19 protein-coding genes and 1 tRNA gene are annotated in these 22,693 nt (G+C 40.3%); 11 read left to right on the forward strand and 9 right to left on the reverse strand.

All coding sequences use genetic code 11. The features are described 5' to 3' along the window. Position 1: 1 nt before the first annotated feature. Positions 2-553 carry an acyl-CoA thioesterase gene (locus tag HDF25_RS11275; protein WP_184624862.1) on the reverse strand — a complete coding sequence of 184 codons (552 nt, stop codon included), beginning with the start codon at positions 551-553 and terminating at the stop codon, positions 2-4. On the opposite strand from HDF25_RS11275, the gene HDF25_RS11280 reads away from it, so the two are divergent. The 3 genes from HDF25_RS11280 to HDF25_RS11290 all read left to right on the forward strand — a co-directional run bounded on the left by HDF25_RS11280 (position 548) and on the right by HDF25_RS11290 (position 4,089). Continuing rightward, a complete protein-coding gene (locus HDF25_RS11280) occupies positions 548-1,153 on the forward strand; it encodes a TspO/MBR family protein (protein ID WP_260409362.1) in 606 nt (201 codons plus the stop codon). The two genes, HDF25_RS11275 and HDF25_RS11280, sit on opposite strands and share 6 nt — an antisense overlap. A gap of 74 nt (positions 1,154-1,227) precedes the next feature. Beyond that, positions 1,228-3,546: a patatin-like phospholipase family protein gene (locus HDF25_RS11285; protein WP_317618202.1), complete on the forward strand. Its 2,319-nt coding sequence runs from the start codon at positions 1,228-1,230 to the stop codon at positions 3,544-3,546. Between the two features lie 12 nt (positions 3,547-3,558). After that, on the forward strand, positions 3,559-4,089 hold the full coding sequence (locus tag HDF25_RS11290; RefSeq protein WP_184624863.1) for a hypothetical protein: 531 nt from the start codon (positions 3,559-3,561) through the stop codon (positions 4,087-4,089). A 166-nt stretch (positions 4,090-4,255) separates the two neighbouring features. Here HDF25_RS11290 and HDF25_RS11295 read toward each other — a convergent pair whose 3' ends face one another. After that, the gene (locus HDF25_RS11295; protein ID WP_317618203.1) at positions 4,256-6,637 is read right to left on the reverse strand and encodes a BamA/TamA family outer membrane protein; all 2,382 of its coding nucleotides are present in this window, start codon (positions 6,635-6,637) and stop codon (positions 4,256-4,258) included. Between HDF25_RS11295 and HDF25_RS11300 the strand changes: the two genes are divergently transcribed. The 3 genes from HDF25_RS11300 to HDF25_RS11310 all read left to right on the forward strand — a co-directional run bounded on the left by HDF25_RS11300 (position 6,622) and on the right by HDF25_RS11310 (position 7,711). Beyond that, complete coding sequence (locus HDF25_RS11300; RefSeq protein ID WP_184624864.1) at positions 6,622-7,371, forward strand: TrmH family RNA methyltransferase; 750 nt, start codon at positions 6,622-6,624, stop codon at positions 7,369-7,371. The genes HDF25_RS11295 and HDF25_RS11300 overlap by 16 nt on opposite strands. Before the next feature lie 48 nt (positions 7,372-7,419). Then, positions 7,420-7,493 (forward strand) — tRNA-Cys (locus HDF25_RS11305). A gap of 35 nt (positions 7,494-7,528) precedes the next feature. After that, a complete protein-coding gene (locus tag HDF25_RS11310) occupies positions 7,529-7,711 on the forward strand; it encodes a spore protein (protein WP_184624865.1) in 183 nt (60 codons plus the stop codon). A 79-nt stretch (positions 7,712-7,790) separates the two neighbouring features. Here HDF25_RS11310 and HDF25_RS11315 read toward each other — a convergent pair whose 3' ends face one another. After that, positions 7,791-8,819 (reverse strand): quinone-dependent dihydroorotate dehydrogenase, encoded by a 1,029-nt coding sequence (locus tag HDF25_RS11315; protein ID WP_184624866.1) that lies wholly within the window; start codon positions 8,817-8,819, stop codon positions 7,791-7,793. Between the two features lie 155 nt (positions 8,820-8,974). Between HDF25_RS11315 and HDF25_RS11320 the strand changes: the two genes are divergently transcribed. Next, positions 8,975-10,891 carry an ABC-F family ATP-binding cassette domain-containing protein gene (locus HDF25_RS11320; RefSeq protein WP_184624867.1) on the forward strand — a complete coding sequence of 639 codons (1,917 nt, stop codon included), beginning with the start codon at positions 8,975-8,977 and terminating at the stop codon, positions 10,889-10,891. After that, positions 10,891-12,156, forward strand: coding sequence for a DUF5103 domain-containing protein (locus tag HDF25_RS11325; RefSeq protein ID WP_184624868.1), 1,266 nt, complete (start codon positions 10,891-10,893; stop codon positions 12,154-12,156). Before HDF25_RS11320 ends, HDF25_RS11325 begins: the two co-directional genes overlap by 1 nt. On the opposite strand, the gene HDF25_RS11330 is transcribed toward HDF25_RS11325, so the two are convergent. After that, positions 12,153-13,643 (reverse strand): alpha-amylase, encoded by a 1,491-nt coding sequence (locus HDF25_RS11330; RefSeq protein ID WP_184624869.1) that lies wholly within the window; start codon positions 13,641-13,643, stop codon positions 12,153-12,155. The two genes, HDF25_RS11325 and HDF25_RS11330, sit on opposite strands and share 4 nt — an antisense overlap. Before the next feature lie 76 nt (positions 13,644-13,719). On the opposite strand from HDF25_RS11330, the gene HDF25_RS11335 reads away from it, so the two are divergent. Together HDF25_RS11335 and HDF25_RS11340 are read left to right on the forward strand one after the other, a co-directional pair. Then, entirely contained in the window at positions 13,720-14,241 is a 522-nt protein-coding gene (locus tag HDF25_RS11335; RefSeq protein WP_184624870.1) for an acyl-CoA thioesterase, read from the forward strand. Positions 14,242-14,260: 19 nt separating this feature from the next. Then, positions 14,261-15,451: a sodium:proton antiporter gene (locus HDF25_RS11340; RefSeq protein WP_184624871.1), complete on the forward strand. Its 1,191-nt coding sequence runs from the start codon at positions 14,261-14,263 to the stop codon at positions 15,449-15,451. Here HDF25_RS11340 and HDF25_RS11345 read toward each other — a convergent pair. After that, positions 15,448-15,852 (reverse strand): EVE domain-containing protein, encoded by a 405-nt coding sequence (locus HDF25_RS11345; RefSeq protein ID WP_184624872.1) that lies wholly within the window; start codon positions 15,850-15,852, stop codon positions 15,448-15,450. The two genes, HDF25_RS11340 and HDF25_RS11345, sit on opposite strands and share 4 nt — an antisense overlap. A 115-nt stretch (positions 15,853-15,967) precedes the next feature. Continuing rightward, the gene (gene holA / locus HDF25_RS11350; RefSeq protein ID WP_184624873.1) at positions 15,968-16,993 is read right to left on the reverse strand and encodes a DNA polymerase III subunit delta; all 1,026 of its coding nucleotides are present in this window, start codon (positions 16,991-16,993) and stop codon (positions 15,968-15,970) included. 54 nt (positions 16,994-17,047) lie between these two features. Here holA and HDF25_RS11355 point away from each other — a divergent pair, with 54 nt between their 5' ends. Next, positions 17,048-17,509 carry a type I restriction enzyme HsdR N-terminal domain-containing protein gene (locus tag HDF25_RS11355; protein ID WP_184624874.1) on the forward strand — a complete coding sequence of 154 codons (462 nt, stop codon included), beginning with the start codon at positions 17,048-17,050 and terminating at the stop codon, positions 17,507-17,509. Positions 17,510-17,524: 15 nt separating this feature from the next. Here HDF25_RS11355 and HDF25_RS11360 read toward each other — a convergent pair whose 3' ends face one another. The 3 genes from HDF25_RS11360 to HDF25_RS11370 form a co-directional block, all read right to left on the reverse strand. After that, positions 17,525-18,964 (reverse strand): alpha/beta fold hydrolase, encoded by a 1,440-nt coding sequence (locus tag HDF25_RS11360; RefSeq protein ID WP_184624875.1) that lies wholly within the window; start codon positions 18,962-18,964, stop codon positions 17,525-17,527. A 66-nt stretch (positions 18,965-19,030) separates the two neighbouring features. After that, positions 19,031-19,837, reverse strand: a complete 807-nt coding sequence (locus HDF25_RS11365) for an AraC family transcriptional regulator (protein WP_184624876.1) — start codon at positions 19,835-19,837, stop codon at positions 19,031-19,033. A 142-nt stretch (positions 19,838-19,979) separates the two neighbouring features. Beyond that, positions 19,980-22,652, reverse strand: a complete 2,673-nt coding sequence (locus HDF25_RS11370; protein WP_184624877.1) for a valine--tRNA ligase — start codon at positions 22,650-22,652, stop codon at positions 19,980-19,982. Positions 22,653-22,693 lie beyond the last annotated feature (41 nt).

Here is a 22,693-nt window from a genome sequence, read left to right on the forward strand (position 1 = left end):
ACTACATTTCAATTTTACAGCGTTCACGGCTTAGTGCATCCATAAAGCTATGATGTTCATAAGCTGTTTGCTTGAGCATTGCTTCGTCTTTTTTGTAAGTATTTTTAAGTTCCCTGCGGTTCATCGCCTGGAAGAAACGTCTGATATCGTCCTTACTTTTCAGCGTAAGTCCCGGTACCTCTTTGGGCTTGTTGTCTTCTCCAATGGCAACCATCGTAAAATAGCTCGTATTGGTATGTTTGACTGATTGTGTTTTCAGATTTTCAGAAACGACCCTGATCCCAATAATCATAGAAGTTTTTCCTACGTAATTCACTGAAGCCATCAGAGAGACCAGCTCTCCAACTTCGACCGGGGCTAGAAAATCGACCACATCAATGGAAGCAGTTATACAATATCCATCGGCATGTTTTGCAGCACAGACATAGGCAACCTTATCCATCAGGCTAAGGATAATACCGCCATGTATTTTACCGCCAAAATTTGAATACGACGGGATCATCAGTTCAGTTAAAGTAATCTGGGAATTTGCGACAGGTTTAAAATCTTGCATATCAGAGGGCTGTTTAAAATTTATCTCTATGACCGCAATTTAGCCTTTTTTGAAGAGCTGACAAAGCTGACGGGCATGATTATTGATCCGGGAAGAAACAAATCCTTATCCATGACCGCTACTAAAACCCGCTTTCAATTTCTTCCATTTGTAATCAATTTACTCATTCCACTAAGTTTTGGGGCAATTGGCGGGCTAATCACCATAAAATCAGTAAACACCTGGTATCCAGGACTTCAAAAACCATCATTCAATCCGCCTAACTGGTTATTCGGCCCTGTCTGGTCGGCTCTTTTTATAGTTATAGGGATTTCAGCCTATCTGATATGGTCCAAAAGAAAGCAGATCATCCATTTTCCAAGAACCATAGCCATCTATTTTATCCAGCTGATCCTTAACCTCTGCTGGTCTTATTTATTCTTTTACCATCATTTGATTGGCGCATCTCTGATTGAAATTATCGCATTGCTGGCAGCAATCCTGGTGAATGGCATTGTATTCTATAAAATTGACAAAACGGCCGGTTTACTCTTTATCCCTTATTTTTTATGGGTGAGTTTTGCGACATTACTTACTTACCATATTTACGCGCTGAATTAATCGTCAGGACGCTTACCTGAATTAATTGAATAATTTTTCAACAGGCTCTAAAAGAAAACCTGTAATTTAGGAAAGTGATCTCCATTAAAAAACTACTCATCGGTTTACTTTGCTTCTGTACCTTCCAGGTCAATGCACAGAAGGTTGGCCTTGTGCTCAGTGGAGGCGGGGCTAAAGGACTCGCACATATTGGCACACTCAAAGCACTGGAGGAAAATAATATCCCGGTTGATTACATCACCGGAACCTCAATGGGTGGAATCGTAGGTGCACTTTATGCCGCCGGATATTCACCTGAACAAATTGAAAAGATAGCACTGACCCCCGATTTTCAGGATTGGGTAAGCGGTCGTTTCAAAAGCGATTACAATTTTTTCTTTCAGAAAAGCAGCCCGAATGCCTCCCTGATTACCGCAAAACTTTCTATCGACACCGCTTTAAGAGTTAGTTTCAGATCGAATCTGATCAACGACATCCCGTTAAATTTTGCTTTAATTGAACTCTTATCACAGGCTTCGGCTATATCAAAAGACAATTTCGACAATCTTTTTGTTCCTTACCGCTGTATGGTGTCCGATGTATTTTCACAAACCAGCATTACAGTGAAGAATGGAAGCCTGGCAGAAGCTGTCCGCGCAACGATGACAGTTCCTTTAATCTACCGGCCTATCAAACTGGACAATAAATATGTTTTTGATGGCGGCTTATACAATAACTTTCCGGTCGATGTCATGCAGAAAGAATTCAAGCCTGATTATATCATCGGCGCTAATGTATCCTCCAAGAATTTCAAAGAATACCCAAAAAACGATGATGAACGTTTAATTAACCGCCTGATGTTATTTATGTTCCTCTCCAAGTCAGACTCCACACTTATTGGAAAAAACGGTATTTATATCCAACCCGACCTTCAGGACTATAGCTCAAGCAATTTCACCCCTGTTGCCGAACTGATCAAACAGGGCTACGATGCCACTATGGCCGATATGCCAAGAATACTAAAGGAAGTTAAACGCAGAGTCAGCAAAGAAGATATAGTCCTCCGGAGGAATACCTTCAATAACAAGAAACCAAGGTTAGTTTTTAGTGACGTCACAGTTACCGGTGTAAATAATCAGCAGAAACGCTATATAGAACGCTTGTTCAAAAGTGATAAAGCAACTTTTGATTTAGATGACATCAAGCAGGGATATTATAAACTGGTGGCTGATGAAACTTTTGAAACTATTTACCCTAAAATAACCTACAACCCAACATCCGACAGCTATACTTTCGGAATTGTAGCACGCCCCAAAAGAAGTTTCAAACTTGATTTTGGCGGAAACATTTCCAGCAGACCGATCAGTAATGTATTTCTTGGCTTACAGTATAATTACCTGGACCGCAAGGCTTATACCTTCGGAACAAACTTTTATTCAGGTCGTTTTTATGAATCTGTGCAGCTAAATGGCCGTATTGACTATCCCTCAAAACTCCCTTTTTTCCTGAGTGGTGAAATGACCTACAATCACTTTAATTTTTACAATACCAGTCAGATTTTCATCGAGAACCCCCATCCTACGTATATAGAACAATCTGATAGAAAAATCGAGCTCAAAGGGGGTATCCCGCTTAACCGCAATACCAGGATTACGCTCAGCACTTCATTCATTAGCAATAATGACCATTACAGTCCTACTAATACCTTCAATATTGGTGACATACTCGATAAAACTACTTTCATCGGATTAAGATCTACCCTGGCTTTTGAACAGAACACCCTCAACCGTAAACAGTACGCCAACAGAGGACGGAACTTCCTGCTCAGCCTCAACTACTATACCGGCCGCGAATTTTATACACCGGGAAATATTTCAAGGACTACTGACTTATCAGGAGACATCGAAGTGACCAAAAAGCAAAGAGAATGGATAAACATCAAGATGAGTGACGAAAATTACTTCTTTCATCAGGGCAAGTACACGCTGGGCTATCTGGCAGAAGGCGTGATTTCCAATCAGCCCCTTTTCTCCAATTATTACTCCACTTTACTTGCAGCACCGGCTTTTTATCCCCTACAGGACAGCAGATCACTCTTTCTGGAAAAATTCAGGGCTACCACCTATCTTGCAGGAGGTTTGAAAAACGTCTACCAGATTAAAAAGAACCTGGACTTAAGAGTGGAAGCCTTTCTCTTCCTTCCCTACCAGGAATTTGCACAAAATGGGTTCCAGGATGTTAAAAATACCCACACATTTAACCATATACATTATGCAGGAACAGCCGGCCTTGTCTACCACACACCAGTTGGCCCGGTCAGCCTGAGTTATAATTTATATGACGATCCGATAAAAAGAAACGGCGTTTTACTACATTTGGGATATCTAATTTACAATAAACGCTCTATAGAGTAAAAAACAAAATCAATGAAATCAATTTACTATTGCCTGCTCTTCTTACTGATGTCAACTTCTGGTTATGCTCAAAAAGCAGACATCAACAATTTCATTGTCAAAGAGAGTTTATTAAAAAACAGCAAACTTGCCATCATCGCAGCGGATTCTTTGGACCAACCTCTGGAGAAGATCAATGGTTTATATACATTTACAGTCAGTGGATTTACTCAAACGCTTAAATTCAATGATGGCGTAGCCGTACTCCCTCTACAACTAGACAAATCAGCTTTTGTTTATGTCAAACATCAGAACGATAAAGGCACTCACAGTAAGTTGTTGTATGTTTATAAAAAAGACGGGAGCCTGAATCCTTTCACCATCAATAGCCTGTGGCTGGTTCTTATCCCACTGTTCCTTGTCTTCATTGCATTTGCTTTCCGTAAACTGATCATCCTGGCTGTAGTTATTCTCCTGGTTTTTATTTACTTTAACCATAGCAACGGACTCAATCTTTCGACTTTCTTCGAAACGATATTTGACAGCCTGAAAAATTTAATTTAGAATTCACTGTATATTTAGTGGGGAGTAGTCTTTGAGACTGTTCGACAAAAGGCCACCATAAGGCCACCATTACCCCACGTTCAGGCCACCTTTTGCCTTAGGAAAAAGGTGGCCTCGCACTCCTTCTATCATGGTTTATACGTAGCCTTTTATCAAAGGGTTCATATTAAAAAGGCAACCCTATTCCGAAATTGTATTGAAAAAACCGGTACTGATCCGGACTGTTTTGTGAATAATATTTATCCTGAAACGCTTTCCTTCCACTAAATAACTTCTCAATCACCCATTGCTGAGAAGGTTCAAACTGTGGGTCCCTCAATTTAAGACCTACGTCAAATCTAAATACGAAGTATTGCAGATCGTACCTTAATCCCATCCCTGTACCTATCCCAAGCTGATTTTGCAGGTTATTAAACTTAAAATAAGTTTCAGGATGTGTACTTCCAGGTGATATATTCCAAACGTTACCAGCATCGAGGAATACAGCTCCTTTCAGCTTCGCACCAAAGAAATTATCAATCAGTTTATAACGGTATTCCAGGTTAGCTTCAATATGCATCTGTCCCAACTGATCTATACCATACAATGTCTTTCGCGTTGCTTCATCTGGAATACTTATTCCACGGTTATAATTCCCGGGGCCCAGGGTTCTTGCCTGCCAGGCTCTGACCCCACTCGCTCCACCAGCAAAAAACAATTTCTCAAAAGGGACATCAGTAGAGTTACCGTAAGCATAACCCACCCCCGCATTGATACGTGCGACAAACTGCTTATCCACTCCCAGGCTTTTATACCATCTTACATCAATTTCCGGGCGGATATACTGGTTAAAAGGCAAACCTAAAATATTAGCGTAATCTCCCTGAGCAGGATTATGTTTACCATCTATAATCCGGGATAGCCCATACAGCATATTACCTGCCATATCGATGTTCCCCCTAAAGTAAACAAAACTTTTGTTCAGTAATAATTTGTCTGCATTTAAAGAGTAAGCGTACTTCATCCCTAAAGTAAGATCTTTCCTGGTCAGCAGGTTTATATTGTAGGCATTGGCCAAAACAAGGGCTTGCCCGCTCGCAGTAGTTGTATCAATCAGCAACCCGCCAAATCTGTATTCAAAATTCAACGGCGTAAAAGAATGCAATTTCGATTTAGTCTCTACCCAATCATAGGTGATAGAGTTCAGGAAAACCCTGCGCACAAAGAAATCCTGCTGCAGCGCATACACATAACTCGTAGAGAAGGTCGTATATGGCATCCCATTCTTACCCATCAGTGGAATATTAAAGGGAACCATCAGCCTGGGTACAGCCAGATTGGCACTCAATGAAAAATCACGCTGATAAATATCACTGAACAACGAACCTCCCTGTCCTATCCTGGATTGAAGTCCTCCTTTGATCTGAAATTCAAAACGTTCTCCTCCGCGGAAAATATTATTATTTGTATAGGTATTGCTGAGCGTAAAACCAACCGTACCTGCATTAAAAGGAACCTCTCCCTCTATCCTGTTACTCATCCTCTTTTGAGGGGTTAACTGAATCCAGGGGTCTAGTTTATTCGAACTATCCTTTGCTTTGGTATACTCAATCTTTACATTCTTAAAGACATTAAGTCCATACAAACGATCGTAAGTGAGGTTTTCCTTAGAAATATCATAAGTCTCACCTTGTTTCAAAAAGTCATACCTCACTATCGGATTTCTCCTGAAACGTTTAGACTGATCTGTAAAACGGACCCCTTTGGCAATGCGCGGATTTAAGGTGATCGAATCTGTAAAACCAGCACTTGAAGGAGCGATGATGATATTGGTTTCACCAATCACATATTGGATATGTTTAGCATTACCAGCAGGAGTATCGATAAAGAGCGTCACATTAGCTTTACTCTTATTCAAAGCAGTATCGACCTCAAACCGCACGTAAGGCCGGGAGAAATCATAATACCCATGCTGTTTCATCATCTGGTAAATCTGTTCCCTTTCCAATGAAAGAGAATCGTCATCATACTGAACCTTTTCATGTAAATGGGTGACAAAACTCTTTTTATACAGATACAGATCTTTAATAGTACTGTCCGGAATATTGTAAGTGATTTTATTGATAAAAAATGCGGGTCCCGGGGTAGCAATAAAATCTACCTGGGCACGCTGGTTTTTCACTTTGATCTCTGCTTTGACCTTGGCCATAAAAAAACCTTTGCTCATCAGAAACTTCTCTACCTGCCCTCTGGAAATCTCGACCAGTGTACTATCCAGTACCGGGGCCTTCTTACCGACTGACTTAGTCTTGAACAAAGTGTAAAAAACATTGTATAAACCTACATTGATCCCAAGACGGGAAGCAGGGCGGATATCTTTCTGAATATAGTTCATCGCTTCCTCCTTTAATTTATCAGGAATGCTGTCTATATGAACTACTTTTACAATCGATTGGTTCGGCTCTATAAATTTTGTAGAAGAGCAGGCGGTAACAAAAAGAATAATAAATAGTAATATTGCGGGAAACTGGAATTTCTTTTTATCAATAGAATATGCTTTCAAAGTCACAGGTAAGTTTTATAAAATCATTACATCAAAAAAAATTTCGTAAAGAGCACGGATTGTTTATCATCGAAGGAATTAAATCGATTATCGAATTCATCCCTTCATCTTACCAGATTCATAGTATCTATTTTCTGGAACAACACCAGTCTTTACTACCAAAATTACCACCAAATATAAAGTTATTTGAAGTAAACAACGCCGAATTAGAGAAGATTAGTACTTTACAGGCGCCACAAGGCATTCTGGCACTGGTTTATATCCCCGAAACCCGGATATTCGACAGAAGTACACTCCGCAATAATTTCTCACTGGTTCTGGATGGTGTACAGGATCCCGGAAATCTGGGAACGATTATCCGTACAGCCGACTGGTTTGGCTTTAAAAATGTGATTTGTTCTTTGAATACCGTTGAGGTCTATAACCCCAAAACGGTGCAGTCAACTATGGGTTCTCTATGCCGGGTAAATGTAAGTTATCAGGATCTGACAGTATGGATGAAAGACCTGAACCTTCCTGTTTTTGGTGCTATGCTGGATGGAAATAGTCTTTATGAAACCCAATGGGGAACAGAAGGTCTGGTAGTTTTAGGGAATGAAGGACAAGGAGTGAGCCCTGAAATCAATAAAATGATAAATTATCCGGTAACCATTCCAAGGGTTGGAGAGGCTGAGTCATTGAACGTTGCAGTATCCGCAGCCATCTTTTGCTCAGATATTCGAAGAAATTTTGAGAAATAAATTGCACATTAACTATTAATTGCTATTTTTGCAACCTGAATTTAAACAGGTCGAGTGGCCGAGTGGCTAGGCAGAGGTCTGCAAAACCTTGTACAGCGGTTCGAATCCGCTCTCGACCTCCAGATTTGTATAAATTAAAAAAATAAAGGTTAAGACCATGGCAGTTACAAGACTAAAAAGAAAAGACAGAAAGAATAAAACAACTTCACGTTTAGAAGTTAAAACTTTGAAACTGGCTACAAACATTGAATTAGGTAGTCGTTCACAACAATCTAAAAAAGATCAGTTATTTAAAAACAATCTTTTATTAGATCAACTTTCTGCTGCTTTAAGAGCATAAGTTCCTAAAACACGAGCATAAAAAAACCTTTCTGAACACTCAGAAAGGTTTTTTTTATGCCGAATTTGTAAAGCTTTGACTAAACCAAAGCTTTACAAATTCTTTTCACGATTCCAGGACCTTCATAAATAAATCCTGTATATAGCTGAACCAGCGAAGCACCTGCTTCCAGTTTGTCTTTTGCATCCTGCGGAGAATGAATCCCTCCTACTCCTATGATAGGAAAAGCTTTATTCGATTTCTGCGCTAAGTAACGGATGACCTCTGTAGAGCGTAAGGTCAACGGCCTGCCGCTCAATCCTCCTGCTTCACCAGCTATCTCTGCCGGCGTATGTAAACCTTCTCTGCTAATGGTTGTATTGGTTGCAATAACCCCAGCAATACCTGCTTCCATCACAATTTCAACAATATCATCCAGTTGTTCATTGGTCAGGTCTGGTGCAATTTTCAATAAAATTGGTCTTGATACCCCGTCTTTATGGTTACGCTCCTGTAGGGTCTTCAACAACAAGGTTAAAGGCTCTTTCTCCTGTAAAGCCCTGAGTCCTGGAGTATTCGGAGAACTCACATTCACTACGAAATAATCTACCACATCGAATAACCGGTCAAAACACTTTACATAATCAGAAACAGCGTCTTCATTTGGCGTATTTTTATTCTTTCCGATGTTTCCGCCAATCACGATACTCTTATCTTTTAACTTCAGGACCCTGAGCCGTTCAGCAAGCGTATCTACCCCTTTGTTGTTAAAACCCATCCTGTTGATAATAGCTTCATCTTCAGTGAGCCTGAACATCCTCGGCTGATCATTACCCGGCTGGGGTAATGGTGTCACTGTTCCTACTTCAATAAAACCAAAGCCCAGATCGCTCAGCGCTTCAATATATTCTCCGTTTTTATCAAAACCAGCAGCAAGACCTACGGGATTTCTGAATTTTATTCCGAAAACCTCACGTTCCAGACCTTTGATATGGATATCAAAACTGCTCCGGATGATAGTTTTGCCCAAAGGAAAGTGTTCATGAAACCATTTTAGTCTCTGGACTACGAAATAATGAACTTTTTCAGGGTCAAATTTAAAAAATATAGGCTTGATTAGACGATACATAAACGCGAAGATAGGAACGATTTCATAGGATTACAATTACACGATTCATCTTTTAGGTCATAAACAGCATAATCTTGTAATAAAAACGTAGAAATTCGCTGCTATATGCAAGTGTACAAACAATTTGCGCCTAAAAATCGTACTTTTGCACCAACATGATTTCGATAAACGACTTAACATTCCTTATAGGTTCCCGGGCTTTATACGACGAGGCGAACTGGCATATCAAACCGGGAGAGAGAATTGGCCTTATTGGCGCCAATGGAACGGGAAAATCTACACTTTTAAAAATAATAGTAGGAGAATACGCACCCTCATCAGGTTCGGTTTCCATGTCTAAAGATTTAAAAATAGGCTATTTAAACCAGGATTTACTTTCTTATGAATCTCACCATACCATTTTACATGTTGCAATGGAGGCTTTTACACGCCAGAACCAGATACATGATGAGATTGAAGAACTTTTAAGAAAAATAGAAACAGATTATTCCGAAGAGGTACTGAACAGACTGAGCGATAAACAGCAGGAGTTTGAAGCACTGGACGGATATAGCATTGAATACAAAGCAAATGAGATCCTTGCAGGTCTTGGATTCAGTACAGAAGATCAGCACCGTCCGCTGAATACATTTTCAGGGGGATGGCGTATGCGTGTCATGCTGGCTAAAATCCTTTTACAGACACCTGACATCCTGTTACTGGATGAGCCGACCAACCACATGGACTTACCCTCTATTAAATGGCTGGAAGGTTACCTGGCCGGATTTGAAGGCGCTATCGTCATTGTTTCCCATGACAGGTATTTCCTGGACAAGATTGTAAACCGTACAGTGGAGTCACGCAAAGGAAAACTGACTACCTATGCCGGAAATTACACCTATTACCTGGAAGAGAAATCTCTGCGCGGAGAAATCCAAAAAGGAGAATTCAAAAACCAGCAGGCTAAAATCAAACAGGAAGAAAAACTGATTGAACGTTTCAAGGCTAAGGCGAGTAAAGCTAAAATGGCACAATCCCGTATGAAAGCTCTGGATAAAATGGAACGTGTCGAAGATGTTGATGATGATAACCCAACAGTAAACTTCAGTTTTAAATTTACCAAGCCATCGGGCCGTCACGTGATCCGGATTGAGCATGCAACCAAGAAATATCCGAACATCGATATCCTTGAGGATGCAGAAGCAGTAATTGAGAAAGGTGATAAAATTGCTTTAATCGGTGCCAACGGTAAAGGTAAGTCAACCCTTTTAAGAATGGTTGCCGGTGTAGAAAAATTTGAAGGGTCCTGTGAAACAGGCCATAACGTAACGACTACTTTCTTTGCGCAGCATCAGCTGGAGTCTTTACACCTGGGCAATACTATCCTCGAAGAATTACAGGCTTTTGCGCCTAAACATACAGATACAGAACTTCGTTCTATTCTGGGTTGTTTCCTGTTTACAGGTGATGACGTATTTAAAAGAATTAAAGTCCTTTCAGGAGGAGAAAAATCAAGGGTTGCTTTGGCCAAGTCATTGACTACAGATTCCAACTTCCTGATCCTCGATGAGCCAACCAATCACCTGGACATACAATCAGTAAATATTCTGATCCAGGCATTGCAGCAGTTTGAAGGAACATTTATAGCGGTATCCCACGACAGGTACTTCTTAGATAATGTAGCCAACAAAATATGGTTCATTGAAGAAGAAAAAATCAAACAATACCCAGGCACTTATGCAGAGTATGAAGTTTGGAACAGCAAAAGAGTAATTCCACCGGCAAAAAATATCCCTGTCAAACAAGAGAAGGAAATCAAACCAAAGGTGGAAGCAAAACCTGTTACCGTAAGCAGTCAGCAGCAGTTAAAAAAACTGAATGACCAGTTACAGAAGATAGAACAGGAAACCGTAGAGCTTGAAAAAAATGTAAAAGCCATTGAGACTGAACTGGCTGATGAAGCAGTATACAGCGATCAGACAAAACTGGCCGAAGCAAATAAAAAATATGTTAGCGCTAAACAACTGTTAGATAATGCCCAGCAAAAATGGGAGAATCTTGCAGCTGAAATTATGGAATTAGAAAGTAACTAATGATCAAATCAGGAATATTGCTCTTTTTGTGTTTGTTTAGTCTGCAATTTGTGCAGGCACAACAGGAATTCACCTACGACAACCAGGTTTATTCGCCGTATATTAAAACTGTACAGCTTTACAACACACAAAAAGAGCAATCCATTCCCGAGCTCACCCTTGGTTCATCAGAAAAACTGAGTTTTTCTTTTGATGACCTGCGGGGCGGAAGTAAAAATTACTGGTATACCGTAGAACATTGTACCTACGACTGGAAATCTTCCGGTTTATCTGTCCTGGATTATCTGGACGGCATGAATGAAGACCGGATCATCGACTATGCCTATTCTTCCAAAACACTCCAGAAATTCACACACTACACGCTTACTTTTCCTAACGACCAGATCAAACCCAGGATCTCGGGTAATTACCTGTTAAAAGTCTATGAAGACGGAGATCCTAAAAAAGCAGTTTGTTCTCAGCGTTTTTATATCGTCGATCAACAGGTCAATATCAAATCAGAGGTAACCCCAAGTAACGAGGTATCCTTAAGGACAAGCAATCAGAAGATCAATATTACTGTAGTGCACCCTAATCCAATCCAGAACCCATATCAGGATGTTAAACTGGTTTTAATGCAGAACGGAAATCCGCTGACAGCAAAACTAAATGCCAAACCGACTTATGTTAAGCCGGGCTCCCTGATCTATAATGAACTGGATGGAAACGATTTTAAAGGAAGTAATGAATTCAGAAAATTCGATTTCCGCAGTCTGCGTTACAAAGCTGAACATGTACAGGACCTGTTTACTGACAGCACAAACAATATTCTGTTATTCACCGATGTCAATGGCAGTGCAGTCAGGTATACACAACAGATTGATGAGAATGGCGCTTTCTTTATTCGTAACCAGGACAACAGGGATAACGATACAGACAGTGATTATGGACGGGTTCAGTTTACGCTGAATGTTGCAGCTCCGGGAACCAATGGAGATATCTATGTGGTTGGTAGGTTCAACAATTATACACTGACTGACGAAAACAAGTTAACTTATAATACCTCCAAAAAGAGATTCTATACTAATCTCTTTTTAAAACAAGGTCTCTACGATTATCAATATGTCTGGAAAGATAAGACGACCGGAAATGTCGATACGACTGTGCTGGAAGGTTCTTTCTTTGAAACAGAAAACAACTACCAGGCTTTTGTTTATTACCGCAGACCTGGCAGCAGATGGGATGAACTGATCGGATACAGTTTATTCAGTACAATACAGCACTAGCCTGCTTTTATAACCCAGACAGATACACTACCGGCATTACAAAAAAATTCTGCCCAGCCGTTTTCATCAATAGCAATCTCTTCTGCCCGGTGCCCCAGGGCATCGACAAATATTTTGCCTGCATGGCCTTTGCCCATTTCCATTTTTTTGGCACCATCTCCGCCATTACTTAAAACAATTGCAAGTCCGGATCCTGCTGCATCTGGTATACCTTCCCTTGTCCACCCAATACAATCAGGATGATCCAGGTAATCACGCTGAAAACCAAAGGCAAGATCTCTCCTGATCCTGAGCATCAGTGGAAGATCATTCACCCCAATCAGCTCCACATGAACTTCATTTCCTTCGGCATCATGATCAGTGTATTCAGCCCCATACAAATCGGGATAAAATACACAGGGGATCCCTTGTTGCCTGAACAGGATCAGCGCATAGGCCAATGGCCTGAACCAGAAATCAACATACGAATCCATGGCTTGTAAAGGTTGTGAATCATGGTTATCCACAAAGGTAATGGCCCGCTGGGGATTAGATTCTGTCAGCGTATTTTCAAATATTTTACTCAGATCATATTCATTTCCAGTGTTTCCCGCAGCATAAAAATTATAGTGCAGCATGGAGTCGAACAGTTGCATCTTTCCTCCGGTAAGCTCAATATAATCTCTCAGGTGCTTCACATCGTCTATGACCCAGTTTTCAGCAACAATAAAGAAATCCCTGTTAAATTTTGCTTTCAGATGATCCACCCACTCTATCAGAAAATCCGAATCAATATGTTTGACGGCATCCAGTCTGAACCCATCTATCCCACAACTTTCGTAATACCATTCCCCCCATCTTTTCAGTTCTTCACGAACCGCTTTATTCCTGAATTCAATATCATTAAACATCAGGTAATCATAATTACCCATTTCCTTTGAAGGCACATCGCCCCAGCCTTCACCATGTTCATTCTGTATAGAAAATATAGCCGTTTCCTGTAAGTCCTCTGCCCAGTCAATTCCACTGAAACAGCTTTTATCCCAGATGAATTCAGAGTATTTTCCATTTCTGCCCGGAAAAGTAAATCTGGTCCAGGCTTCAATTTCAAAAACCTCAGAGATATACTCTTCCCGGTTCTCTTCTGCCACTCTGCGGACAGCTACTTTTTCCAGCTCATCAGCCCCTGCTTTATGGTTAAATACCACATCGGCCAAAACGATTATACCCTGTTCATGTAGCGCATTGATGGCTGTCGTATATTCCTCTTTTGTTCCGTAGCGGGTGGGTATACTGTTTTTCTGATCAAATTCTCCCAGATCATACAGGTCATAACAATCGTACCCGGGAGAATTAGCCCCTTCAGTAGATTTATAGGCAGGTGGGAACCATACACCGGTTATTCCTGTTTCTTTCAGTGAGGCAGCCTGACTTGCAGCTCTTTGCCATAATTTTTCTTCGTCGTGATAATACCAATGGAAATATTGGAGCAAGGTTTGATTACGCATAAACAGACATCAGCTTAATGAGATGGAAATAATAGGATAACCACGAAGTCTTTATTTTGTTTACTTTTGCAGTAATATGAGCACAATAGTTAAAAATCCTACCAACTCTTTCACAGTTATGAATGAATTGGTTCTACCCAATGATACCAACACACTAAACAATTTAATGGGTGGCAGATTACTGCACTGGATGGATATCGCCGCTGCGATTTCCGCACAGAAACACTGTAACAGGATTGTCGTTACTGCTTCGGTTGATAATGTATCATTTAAACAGCCAATCAAATTAGGCGACGTGATTACGATTGAAGCCAAAGTAACCCGTGCTTTTCATACCTCTTTAGAGGTTCGCATGGATGTATGGGCTGAGAATATTCCTTCAGGAAGCCGTGTAAAATCCAATGAAGCTTATTATACTTTTGTGGCTGTAGACCAGAGCGGCAGAACAATTCCTGTTCCTGAGTTGTTACCTGAAACAGAAGACGAAATAGAATTATTTGCCGGTGCGTTAAGAAGAAGACAACTACGCCTGGTTCTGGCTGGTAAAATGAAGCCTAATGATGCTATCGAATTAAAGGCCCTATTTTTCAACGAATAATCCAGCTTAAATTTAAAATATGACCACGTACACTACATTGATTATTCTGAGCGGACTGGTCATATTTTCTTATTTATTTGATCTGGTTGCAAGCAAAACAAAATTACCTTCGGTTTTACTGCTGCTGTTACTGGGCATCGGATTACGCGTCCTGGTTGATCAGCTGCACTTCCAGACTTTTGACTTTCTAAAAGTTCTGCCAACGCTGGGTACAGTGGGTCTGATCCTGATTGTTTTTGAAGGCGCGCTTGAACTCAGATATGAAAGAGAAAAGAATAAATTAATCAGGGGAGCCTTTTTCTCTGCTTTTTTCATCCTGGCGGCCACTGTATCGGTGATCACTTTAATTATCCGGCAGATCACAGGACAGGATTTCTATCATTGTTTTACCAATGCCATCCCTTTCAGTGTAATCAGTTCGGCTATTGCCATTCCATCGGCAGCTGCCTTAACCGGCAAAAGTAAAGAGTTCATCATCTACGAATCTTCATTCTCAGATATTCTGGGGATTATCCTGTTTAATTTCGCCGTCTCCAATCCGCATATCTCAGTCTCTTCATTTACTGGGCTAGCCATGAGTACCGGTCTCATCCTGATCTTATCCGTAATTGCCTGTATTTTACTTTTGTATCTGATGGGAAAGATATCACATCATATTAAATTTTTCCTGATCATTTCTATCCTGATCCTGGTCTATGCTGTAGGGCAGTCCTATCACCTGTCCTCTCTGGTGCTGATCCTTTCATTTGGTCTGTTCCTGAATAATGCGGATACCATTGAACATGTGTATTTCAGAAGTCTTTTCATTTATCAGAACCTGTCTAAGGACCTGGAACAGCTGCATCAGTTATCCGCAGAAACAGCCTTTATTATCCGGACTTTTTTCTTTGTGATTTTTGGCTTTACGATGAATATCTATGAGTTGAATAATGGGATCACCATTATGAACGGGATCTTCATTTTGATGACGATCTATCTGATCAGGATCATCTATCTGAAATTATTCAGGAAAGAGAACAGTGGCACGGAGAGCGTTATTGCTCCCCGCGGACTGATCAGTATCTTGTTGTATTATAATTTACCCCCATCCTTAAAAATACCTGAGATAGGCACTTCTTTTCTCTTCCTTGTTGTACTGGGATCGAGTTTAGTGATGAGTATCGGCCTGCTGGCCAGTAAGAAAATGGTCAAAGCTGAGCAGCCTGCCTAGCTACCCATTTCAAGTATCTTATCGAATTCAGTAGCTTTCAGTTCCATGACCGATAAACGTCCCTGTCTGACCAGTGAGATATCTTTAAGACTTTCTTCAGCTTTAATCTGTTCCAATGAAACCGGATTTTTCAGCGCCTCTACAGGAGAAAGGTCAACCACTACCCAGTTGGCATCATCAGTAGTAGGGTCCTGATAAAACTCTCTGACTACCTTTGCAATTCCGACTACATTTTTACCTTCATTACTGTGGTAAAAAAGAACAAGATCACCCTCTTTCATTAATTTGAGGTTATTACGTGCCTGATAATTGCGTACACCGTCCCAAAAAGTACGTCCGTCTTTATTAAACTGTTCCCAGCTATATTTAAATGGTTCTGATTTGACTAAGAAATAATTCATCGTGTATCTGTTATGCTATAGTACCCGGAAAGAGGTTCCCCGGTTTTAAATATTTGAATCCAAAACTAATAAAAGAGAAAGGATATGTGGTTAAATAAATAACACAAATTGAATACTAGTGGATCATCTTAAAGACCAGTTCCTTCAAAAGCTCACCGTCGGTTATATTACCGGTGCTGTCAACGCCTTTACTCTTCAGATCATATTCTCTGAGCAGACTGATAATATCAAATGTTTTATTCAGGCTGTAACTTCTGGCCGCAGCTTCATAGTCCTTAACGAAATAAGGGTTTACGCCCAGTTCTTTCGCGGCATCCCCTTTGTTCTGCAAATAATGATATTTTAGTATTTTGGAAAAATAGCTGTTCAGGTTTGCCATCACCATTACCATTGGATTGGCTTTCGGATTATCGGCAAAATAATTGATAATCTGGTTACATTTCAGCGCATTGCGGGTTGCCAGTGCCTTCTGTAATTCAAAAACGTTATACTCTTTACTGATCCCGATGTTCCGTTGTACAAGATCGGTATCAATGATAGTTTCTTTACTGATATTCAACAGTAATTTTTCAATCTCGTTGGATATTTTCGATAAATCGGCCCCAAGATATTCGGCCATTAAAGCCGATGCCTGAGGTGCAATCTTCGCCCCCATTTCTTTCACGAGCTCTTCAATCCATTGTGCCAGCTTGTAATCCCTTACCGGATCAGACTGGAATACAACACCACTTTTGGTAATTGATTTGAATATCTTCTTACGTTTATCAAAATTGGCATATTTATACCCCAGTACAAGAATGGTACTGGCCAGTGGTTTCTCAAAATAATTCTGGATAAACTCAGCTTCTTTACTGCTGCCTTCTGTTTCCTTTGACCATCTCAGGTCCTGGGCTTCTTTGACGACGATCAGCTGATAGTCGGACATCATCGGGTAACGTTTCGCCGCATTTAAAATCGTAGCCATATCTGTATCTTTACCGTATAATACAGTCTGGTTGAACCCTTTCTCCATATCATTCAGGATATGGTCTTCCATATAATGAATAATCTGGTCGATATAGTATGGTTCTTCACCATGCAAAAGATAAACAGGCTTGAATTTTTTAGCTTTGAGGTCTTTGATAATATCAGCAGCAGTCATAATTATCCAAATGTAACGGCTAATTACTAATTTTTAAAGGTTATTTTTGCACAAATGGCATTTACCCCCACCGCATTGAATTTACCACATCATCCTTTCCGGATCACCCAGAAGGAAGAACAGTATTTTATTTTTGATGAAATAAGAAGGAAACATCTTGTCCTGACACCTGAAGAGTGGGTCAGACAGCACTTTATCCATTATCTGATTAAAGAAAAGAAATTCCCGAAATCGCTGATACAGATTGAAGGCGGGCTGAGTTTAAACCAGCTTCAGAAAAGAACAGATATTGTTATTTTTAATACAGGTGGTGAGAGAATCATGGTCATAGAGTGTAAAGCTCCGTCCATTAAAATTTCTCAGGGGGTATTTGATCAGGCTGCCAGATATAATTCGGTACATAAAGCCAAATGGCTTGTGGTGACCAATGGCTTGAAGCATTGTTACGCACAGATTGACCATCTGGCCTCGCAGTTCCTGTTTTTCGAGGAACTTCCTGAGTATTCTTTATTATAAAAAGGAAATCCTTTCTTATTCCACAATTACATTCTTCGATTGAGAAATGATTTTCTGGTATGGATTGTCCATGAAAATTTTCATATAGTCAGTTCCATCTACAGTAAAACCAGGAGCATGTCCCTTATCATGTATGATCAGAAGCTGACTACCAGGAATATAACGTTTAATCAATCTGTTATAAAAAGGTCTGCAATCCGGGTCTATATCACCAGCCGAAATCAATGCAGGGACTTTAGAATAAACAGGAGCCTTGGCAATTTTAGGTTCAGGTTTTATTTTCCAGCAATCACATATCGCGTGAGTCACATTGTTAAAGGAATATCCGGCAAGCCATGGAACGACCAGATCCTGCTGTTTTTCCAGATCAGGGTCCGAATAGGCTATTTGTTCGGAGCAGTAAACAGAATACCGCATTCCAAGAGAAATAGCAGCATCACCATTGAAATACCCATCGAGCACTTCCCTTACATAGTTATCTTGTTTGCCATTGATCAGGTCAAGCATCACAGCGGGTACAGTTTTAACCTGCCTTGTATTTAACCGGTTAACAACCGCATCAAGCAACTCATTTTTGGTGTAAGCAACACGAATACTATCTCTGCTCCCCTTTTCCTTATAGGAGATTGTGAATTTCTTACCCGTAACAGTCATCAGGTATTGCTGGAAACGGGATTTTAAATTTTCATATCCTGTAGCTAAAGAATCCTCCTTACAATTACGGTACACCTGCTCCAGCGCTTCATTAATATTCAATAAACCATGTTCTTCGAAATTCACATAACCAGGAAGCGGAGAATTTAAAATCAGGCTCCTGACTCCTTCGGGGTGGTTCCTTACCATCGTCAGCATCAGTCCTCCACTATATGATATACCCACAAGATTAAGCGAATCTATGTTTAAGGCTAATCTAAGATCATTGATATCTTCAGCACTCTCCATGGTATTATAAGCGGATAGGTCTACACCCTGACTGGTAAAGCGTTCCCGGCATATGCTGACTGCCGCCAGAACCAGACTATCCCTGTTTTTCCCTTCTGTATAACTGCGTTTAATTGCTCCGGCTACCTCGTTACAATCCAGACAAGGCTGCGCTCTTTTGGTACCACGCTGGTCAAAGGCTATAAAGCCACCATACTTTAAAAAACCGGAATTATAGCTTATGCTATCTATATTGGCAGTTGTACTATATCCTGGTCCTCCTGTAGTGTATAATAAGATGTTTTTTCGCGGGTCCTGTTCGGGCTTACGTACAAATAAGAATGGGACTTTGATCTTCCGTCCATCAGGCCTATTCCGGTTTTCAGGTACAACCAGGTAACCCGTTTTTAAAATTAAACGGGCATCGGCCTTCACCAGACCAGGATAGGGTTCTATCGCAACTTTATATTGCTGACTATAAACATTTTGACAAACCATCAAAAGAAAAAGAAGTACAATAGAAAATGGTTTCATGAGGATTGGTTTTTACACAAAGAAAAGGTTTGCGGTTATCCTGAAAAAGTAAAAAACGGACAATTACTATTTGCTCCTCATTAATTTTTGTCCTGTGAACTTAATCACATCTTTATGAAAGTGGCTCAAATCATAATACCCATAATCCAAAGGAACAAATTCGTCTTTATGATTGACAAACGCCGTTAAAGCTGTTCGCGCCCTGAGAATTGAAAAATAGCTTTTTGGGGAAATACCTATCACCCTGTTAAAATAGCGATTAATAGTTTTGGAGGTGATAAATAACCTTTCGGCAACAGCTGAAGTATTTAATTGCATCGCTGTAGCATGATATTCACCAATACAATCATTAACCATCCGAAGGTAATGATCCTGTTGATGATTTTTAAAATAAGCCGTCAAAAGAAACGATTGCATCAATTCTACCCGCTCTTCAAAACTGACCGGTTGTTTTATCTTCACCAGTAATTCTGCTGGCAGGATATGACTGAGATTAATGATCTGGTTAATCAATCCAGCCTGATTTAAACCTAAAATAGCCTCCAGGCCTCCGGGATAGAACTTAACGGTGAATATATTATCTGCAGGAAGTTTGTGTCTGGTTACATCTTCATTACGTAATATCAAAATATCATCGTCACTCCCGATCTTATATCTGGTATTCTTTAAATCGATATAATAAGGCGTACCCAGATTGATATAAAAAGTAGGTGTCCAGCTTGGAAACATTTTTACTGACGAGAATTCAGCTTTTAAATCATAGGTGGATGTATCTGTGATTGATTCTGAAAAAAATTCAATGTAATCAGCCAGTTCTCCACATGGTTTACTGAAAACATATATTCTACGGATATTCTGAAATATTTCAACCATAAACCTGAATCAGAGATTTCTAATAAAAATACTAAACAGGCTCCGGATTCTATCCTATGTGGACAAAAAACAAATGCCGGATTCAGACCTGTTCTCTTTAAAAGAACACAGCCCGGATCCGGCATTAACTTATTAATTAAGCTTACAAACTTTGCAGAGACTCTTCGATGATCTTCATCTTAGCCTCGGCATCAGCTTTTTTATTGCGTTCATTCTGGATAATCTCAGGTTTGGCATTCTGCACAAATCTTTCGTTACTCAGTTTTGCATCTACAGATTTCAGGAAACCCTGTAAATAAACCAGCTCTCCGTTTAATCTCTCCCGTTCTGCATCGACATCAATCGTTTCATTCAGCTGGACAAAAAATTCATCATTTCCAACCATGAAGGCTGAAGCTCCACTTACTTTATCACTGACAAAATCAACTTCGCTGATATTCGCCAGTTTAGAAATAATGGTTAACCACTTGTCGTAAGCCAGCCCTGAATTAACCCTGATACTTAATGGCAGGGCTTCTTTAGGAGAAATTTGTTTGGTATTACGGATACTCCGTACTTCAGCAACAATTCCTTTGACGATCTCTACATCTTTTAATAAAGGAAGGTCAGCTGAACCAACTACCGGATAAGGAGCTACGATAATACAATCCATTTCGCCTTTTTCACCAAAGATCTCATCATGCCACAACTCTTCTGTAATGAAAGGCATGAAAGGGTGTAACAGGCTTAATATTTTCTCGAAGAAACCGATGGTGGCTTTCAAGGAGACAGGATCTATCGGATGCTGATATACAGGTTTTACCATTTCCAGGTACCAGGCACAGAAATCATCCCAAACCAGTTTATAAGTAGACATTAAAGCCTCAGATAAGCGGTATTGTTTATAATTGTCTTCAATTTCAGCTAATGCCTCATTGAAACGGTTTTCAAACCATAAGATAGCCTGCTCATTAGGATTCGCTAAACTTTCGTCCACTTCCCATCCTTTAACCAGACGGAAGGCGTTCCATATTTTATTAGCGAAGTTTCTTCCCTGTTCACAATAGCTCTCATCGAACATCAGGTCGTTACCGGCAGGTGAACATAATAACAGACCTACCCTTACCCCGTCGGCGCCATATTTTTCGATCAGACCGATCGGATCAGGTGAATTACCTAATGATTTAGACATTTTACGGCCTAATTTATCGCGTACAATACCAGTCAGGTAAACGTTTGTAAATGGCTTTTTGCCCATAAACTCATGTCCTGCCATAATCATACGGGCTACCCAGAAGAATAAAATCTCAGGTGCAGTTACCAGGTCATTTGTCGGATAATAATAGTTGATATCTTTATTTCCAGGATCTTTTAAACCATTGAATACTGACATCGGCCATAACCATGAAGAGAACCAGGTATCCAGTACATCGTCATCCTGTCTGATAAAAGCAGCCAGCTGATGTTTAAATCCATGAGCCTCTTCCTGAGTAAATTTACCGTCAATATCTTTCAGCTTCAGAAACTCGTCTAAAGCATCTTCTTTTGTTTTAGCAACTACCCAGTCCCCTTTATCATCAAACCAGGCCGGAATACGTTGTCCCCACCATAACTGACGGCTGATATTCCAGTCTCTTACGTTCTCCATCCAGTGACGGTAAGTATTCACGAATTTCTCCGGAATGAGCTTAACATCACCGTTAAGTACATCTTCTAACGCAGGCTTGGCCATTTCATCCATTTTACAGAACCACTGTAAAGAAAGTTTAGGTTCAATAGCAGCATCTGTACGTTCTGAAAATCCTACCTGTGATTTGTAGTCTTCTACTTTTTCCAGGTGTCCAGCCTCATCAAGCAGGACCGCAATTTTTTTACGGGCAGCAAAACGATCTTCTCCAACCAGGATCACGGCCAGTTCGTTTAAAGTACCATCGTCATTTAATATATCAATAACCGGAAGTTTATGTTTCACACCCAGTTCATAATCGTTCAGATCATGTGCAGGTGTTACTTTCAGACAGCCGGTACCAAATTCCATCGTTACGTATTCATCCTGGATAACCGGAATCTCACGGTTAATCAGGGGAACAAATACTTTTTTACCTTTCAGATGTGTATATCTTTCATCATTAGGGTTAACGCAGATTGCTGCATCAGCCATAATGGTTTCAGGACGTGTAGTTGCAATAGTCAGGTACTCAGTCTCCTCACCAATAGCAGGCGCAATTGAATACTTGATGTAATATAACTTCTGATTCACTTCCTTACGGATTACCTCTTCGTCAGAAACAGCTGTTTTACCTGCCGGGTCCCAGTTGACCATGCGTACACCACGGTAAATCTTACCTTTTTTATACAGATCGATAAAACAGTCTATTACGGATTCAGAAAGATCATCTTCCATAGTAAAACGTGTCCTGTCCCAGTCGCAGCTTGCGCCTAGTTTTTTCAGCTGGTCCAGAATAATACCTCCGTATTTTTCTTTCCATTCCCAGGCATAAGCCATAAACTCATCTCTGGTCAGATCTTTTTTACTGATTCCTCTTTCCTTCAGCATGGCTACCACCTTTGCTTCTGTAGCAATAGAAGCATGGTCAGTACCCGGAACCCAGCAGGCATTTTTACCTTGCATACGGGCACGGCGAATCATGACATCCTGAATGGTATTGTTTAACATGTGGCCCATGTGTAATACACCGGTGACATTTGGTGGAGGGATTACAATCGTGTAAGGCTCACGTTCATCAGGTTCAGAGTGAAAAAACTTTTTTGACAGCCAGTAGCTGTACCATTTATCTTCGGTTTCGGCGGGATCGTATTTAGTAGAAATGCTCATTTATAGGGTGCTGATTAAAATGCAAAAATAAGGTTTTTGGG

Origin of the sequence: Pedobacter cryoconitis, from assembly GCF_014207135.1 — a bacterium.
GTDB classification, from domain to species: Bacteria; Bacteroidota; Bacteroidia; order Sphingobacteriales; family Sphingobacteriaceae; genus Pedobacter; species Pedobacter cryoconitis_D.

What these genes read in the sequence shown, in the direction of transcription:
- HDF25_RS11275 (WP_184624862.1), bottom strand. Translation starts at nt 553, where the DNA reads ATGCAAGATTTTAAACCTGTCGCAAATTCCCAGATTACTTTAACTGAA.
- HDF25_RS11290 (WP_184624863.1), top strand. Translation starts at nt 3,559, where the DNA reads ATGAAATCAATTTACTATTGCCTGCTCTTCTTACTGATGTCAACTTCT.
- HDF25_RS11300 (WP_184624864.1), top strand. Translation starts at nt 6,622, where the DNA reads ATGCTTTCAAAGTCACAGGTAAGTTTTATAAAATCATTACATCAAAAA.
- HDF25_RS11310 (WP_184624865.1), top strand. Translation starts at nt 7,529, where the DNA reads ATGGCAGTTACAAGACTAAAAAGAAAAGACAGAAAGAATAAAACAACT.
- HDF25_RS11315 (WP_184624866.1), bottom strand. Translation starts at nt 8,819, where the DNA reads ATGTATCGTCTAATCAAGCCTATATTTTTTAAATTTGACCCTGAAAAA.
- HDF25_RS11320 (WP_184624867.1), top strand. Translation starts at nt 8,975, where the DNA reads ATGATTTCGATAAACGACTTAACATTCCTTATAGGTTCCCGGGCTTTA.
- HDF25_RS11325 (WP_184624868.1), top strand. Translation starts at nt 10,891, where the DNA reads ATGATCAAATCAGGAATATTGCTCTTTTTGTGTTTGTTTAGTCTGCAA.
- HDF25_RS11330 (WP_184624869.1), bottom strand. Translation starts at nt 13,643, where the DNA reads ATGCGTAATCAAACCTTGCTCCAATATTTCCATTGGTATTATCACGAC.
- HDF25_RS11335 (WP_184624870.1), top strand. Translation starts at nt 13,720, where the DNA reads ATGAGCACAATAGTTAAAAATCCTACCAACTCTTTCACAGTTATGAAT.
- HDF25_RS11340 (WP_184624871.1), top strand. Translation starts at nt 14,261, where the DNA reads ATGACCACGTACACTACATTGATTATTCTGAGCGGACTGGTCATATTT.
- HDF25_RS11345 (WP_184624872.1), bottom strand. Translation starts at nt 15,852, where the DNA reads ATGAATTATTTCTTAGTCAAATCAGAACCATTTAAATATAGCTGGGAA.
- holA (WP_184624873.1), bottom strand. Translation starts at nt 16,993, where the DNA reads ATGACTGCTGCTGATATTATCAAAGACCTCAAAGCTAAAAAATTCAAG.
- HDF25_RS11355 (WP_184624874.1), top strand. Translation starts at nt 17,048, where the DNA reads ATGGCATTTACCCCCACCGCATTGAATTTACCACATCATCCTTTCCGG.
- HDF25_RS11360 (WP_184624875.1), bottom strand. Translation starts at nt 18,964, where the DNA reads ATGAAACCATTTTCTATTGTACTTCTTTTTCTTTTGATGGTTTGTCAA.
- HDF25_RS11365 (WP_184624876.1), bottom strand. Translation starts at nt 19,837, where the DNA reads ATGGTTGAAATATTTCAGAATATCCGTAGAATATATGTTTTCAGTAAA.
- HDF25_RS11370 (WP_184624877.1), bottom strand. Translation starts at nt 22,652, where the DNA reads ATGAGCATTTCTACTAAATACGATCCCGCCGAAACCGAAGATAAATGG.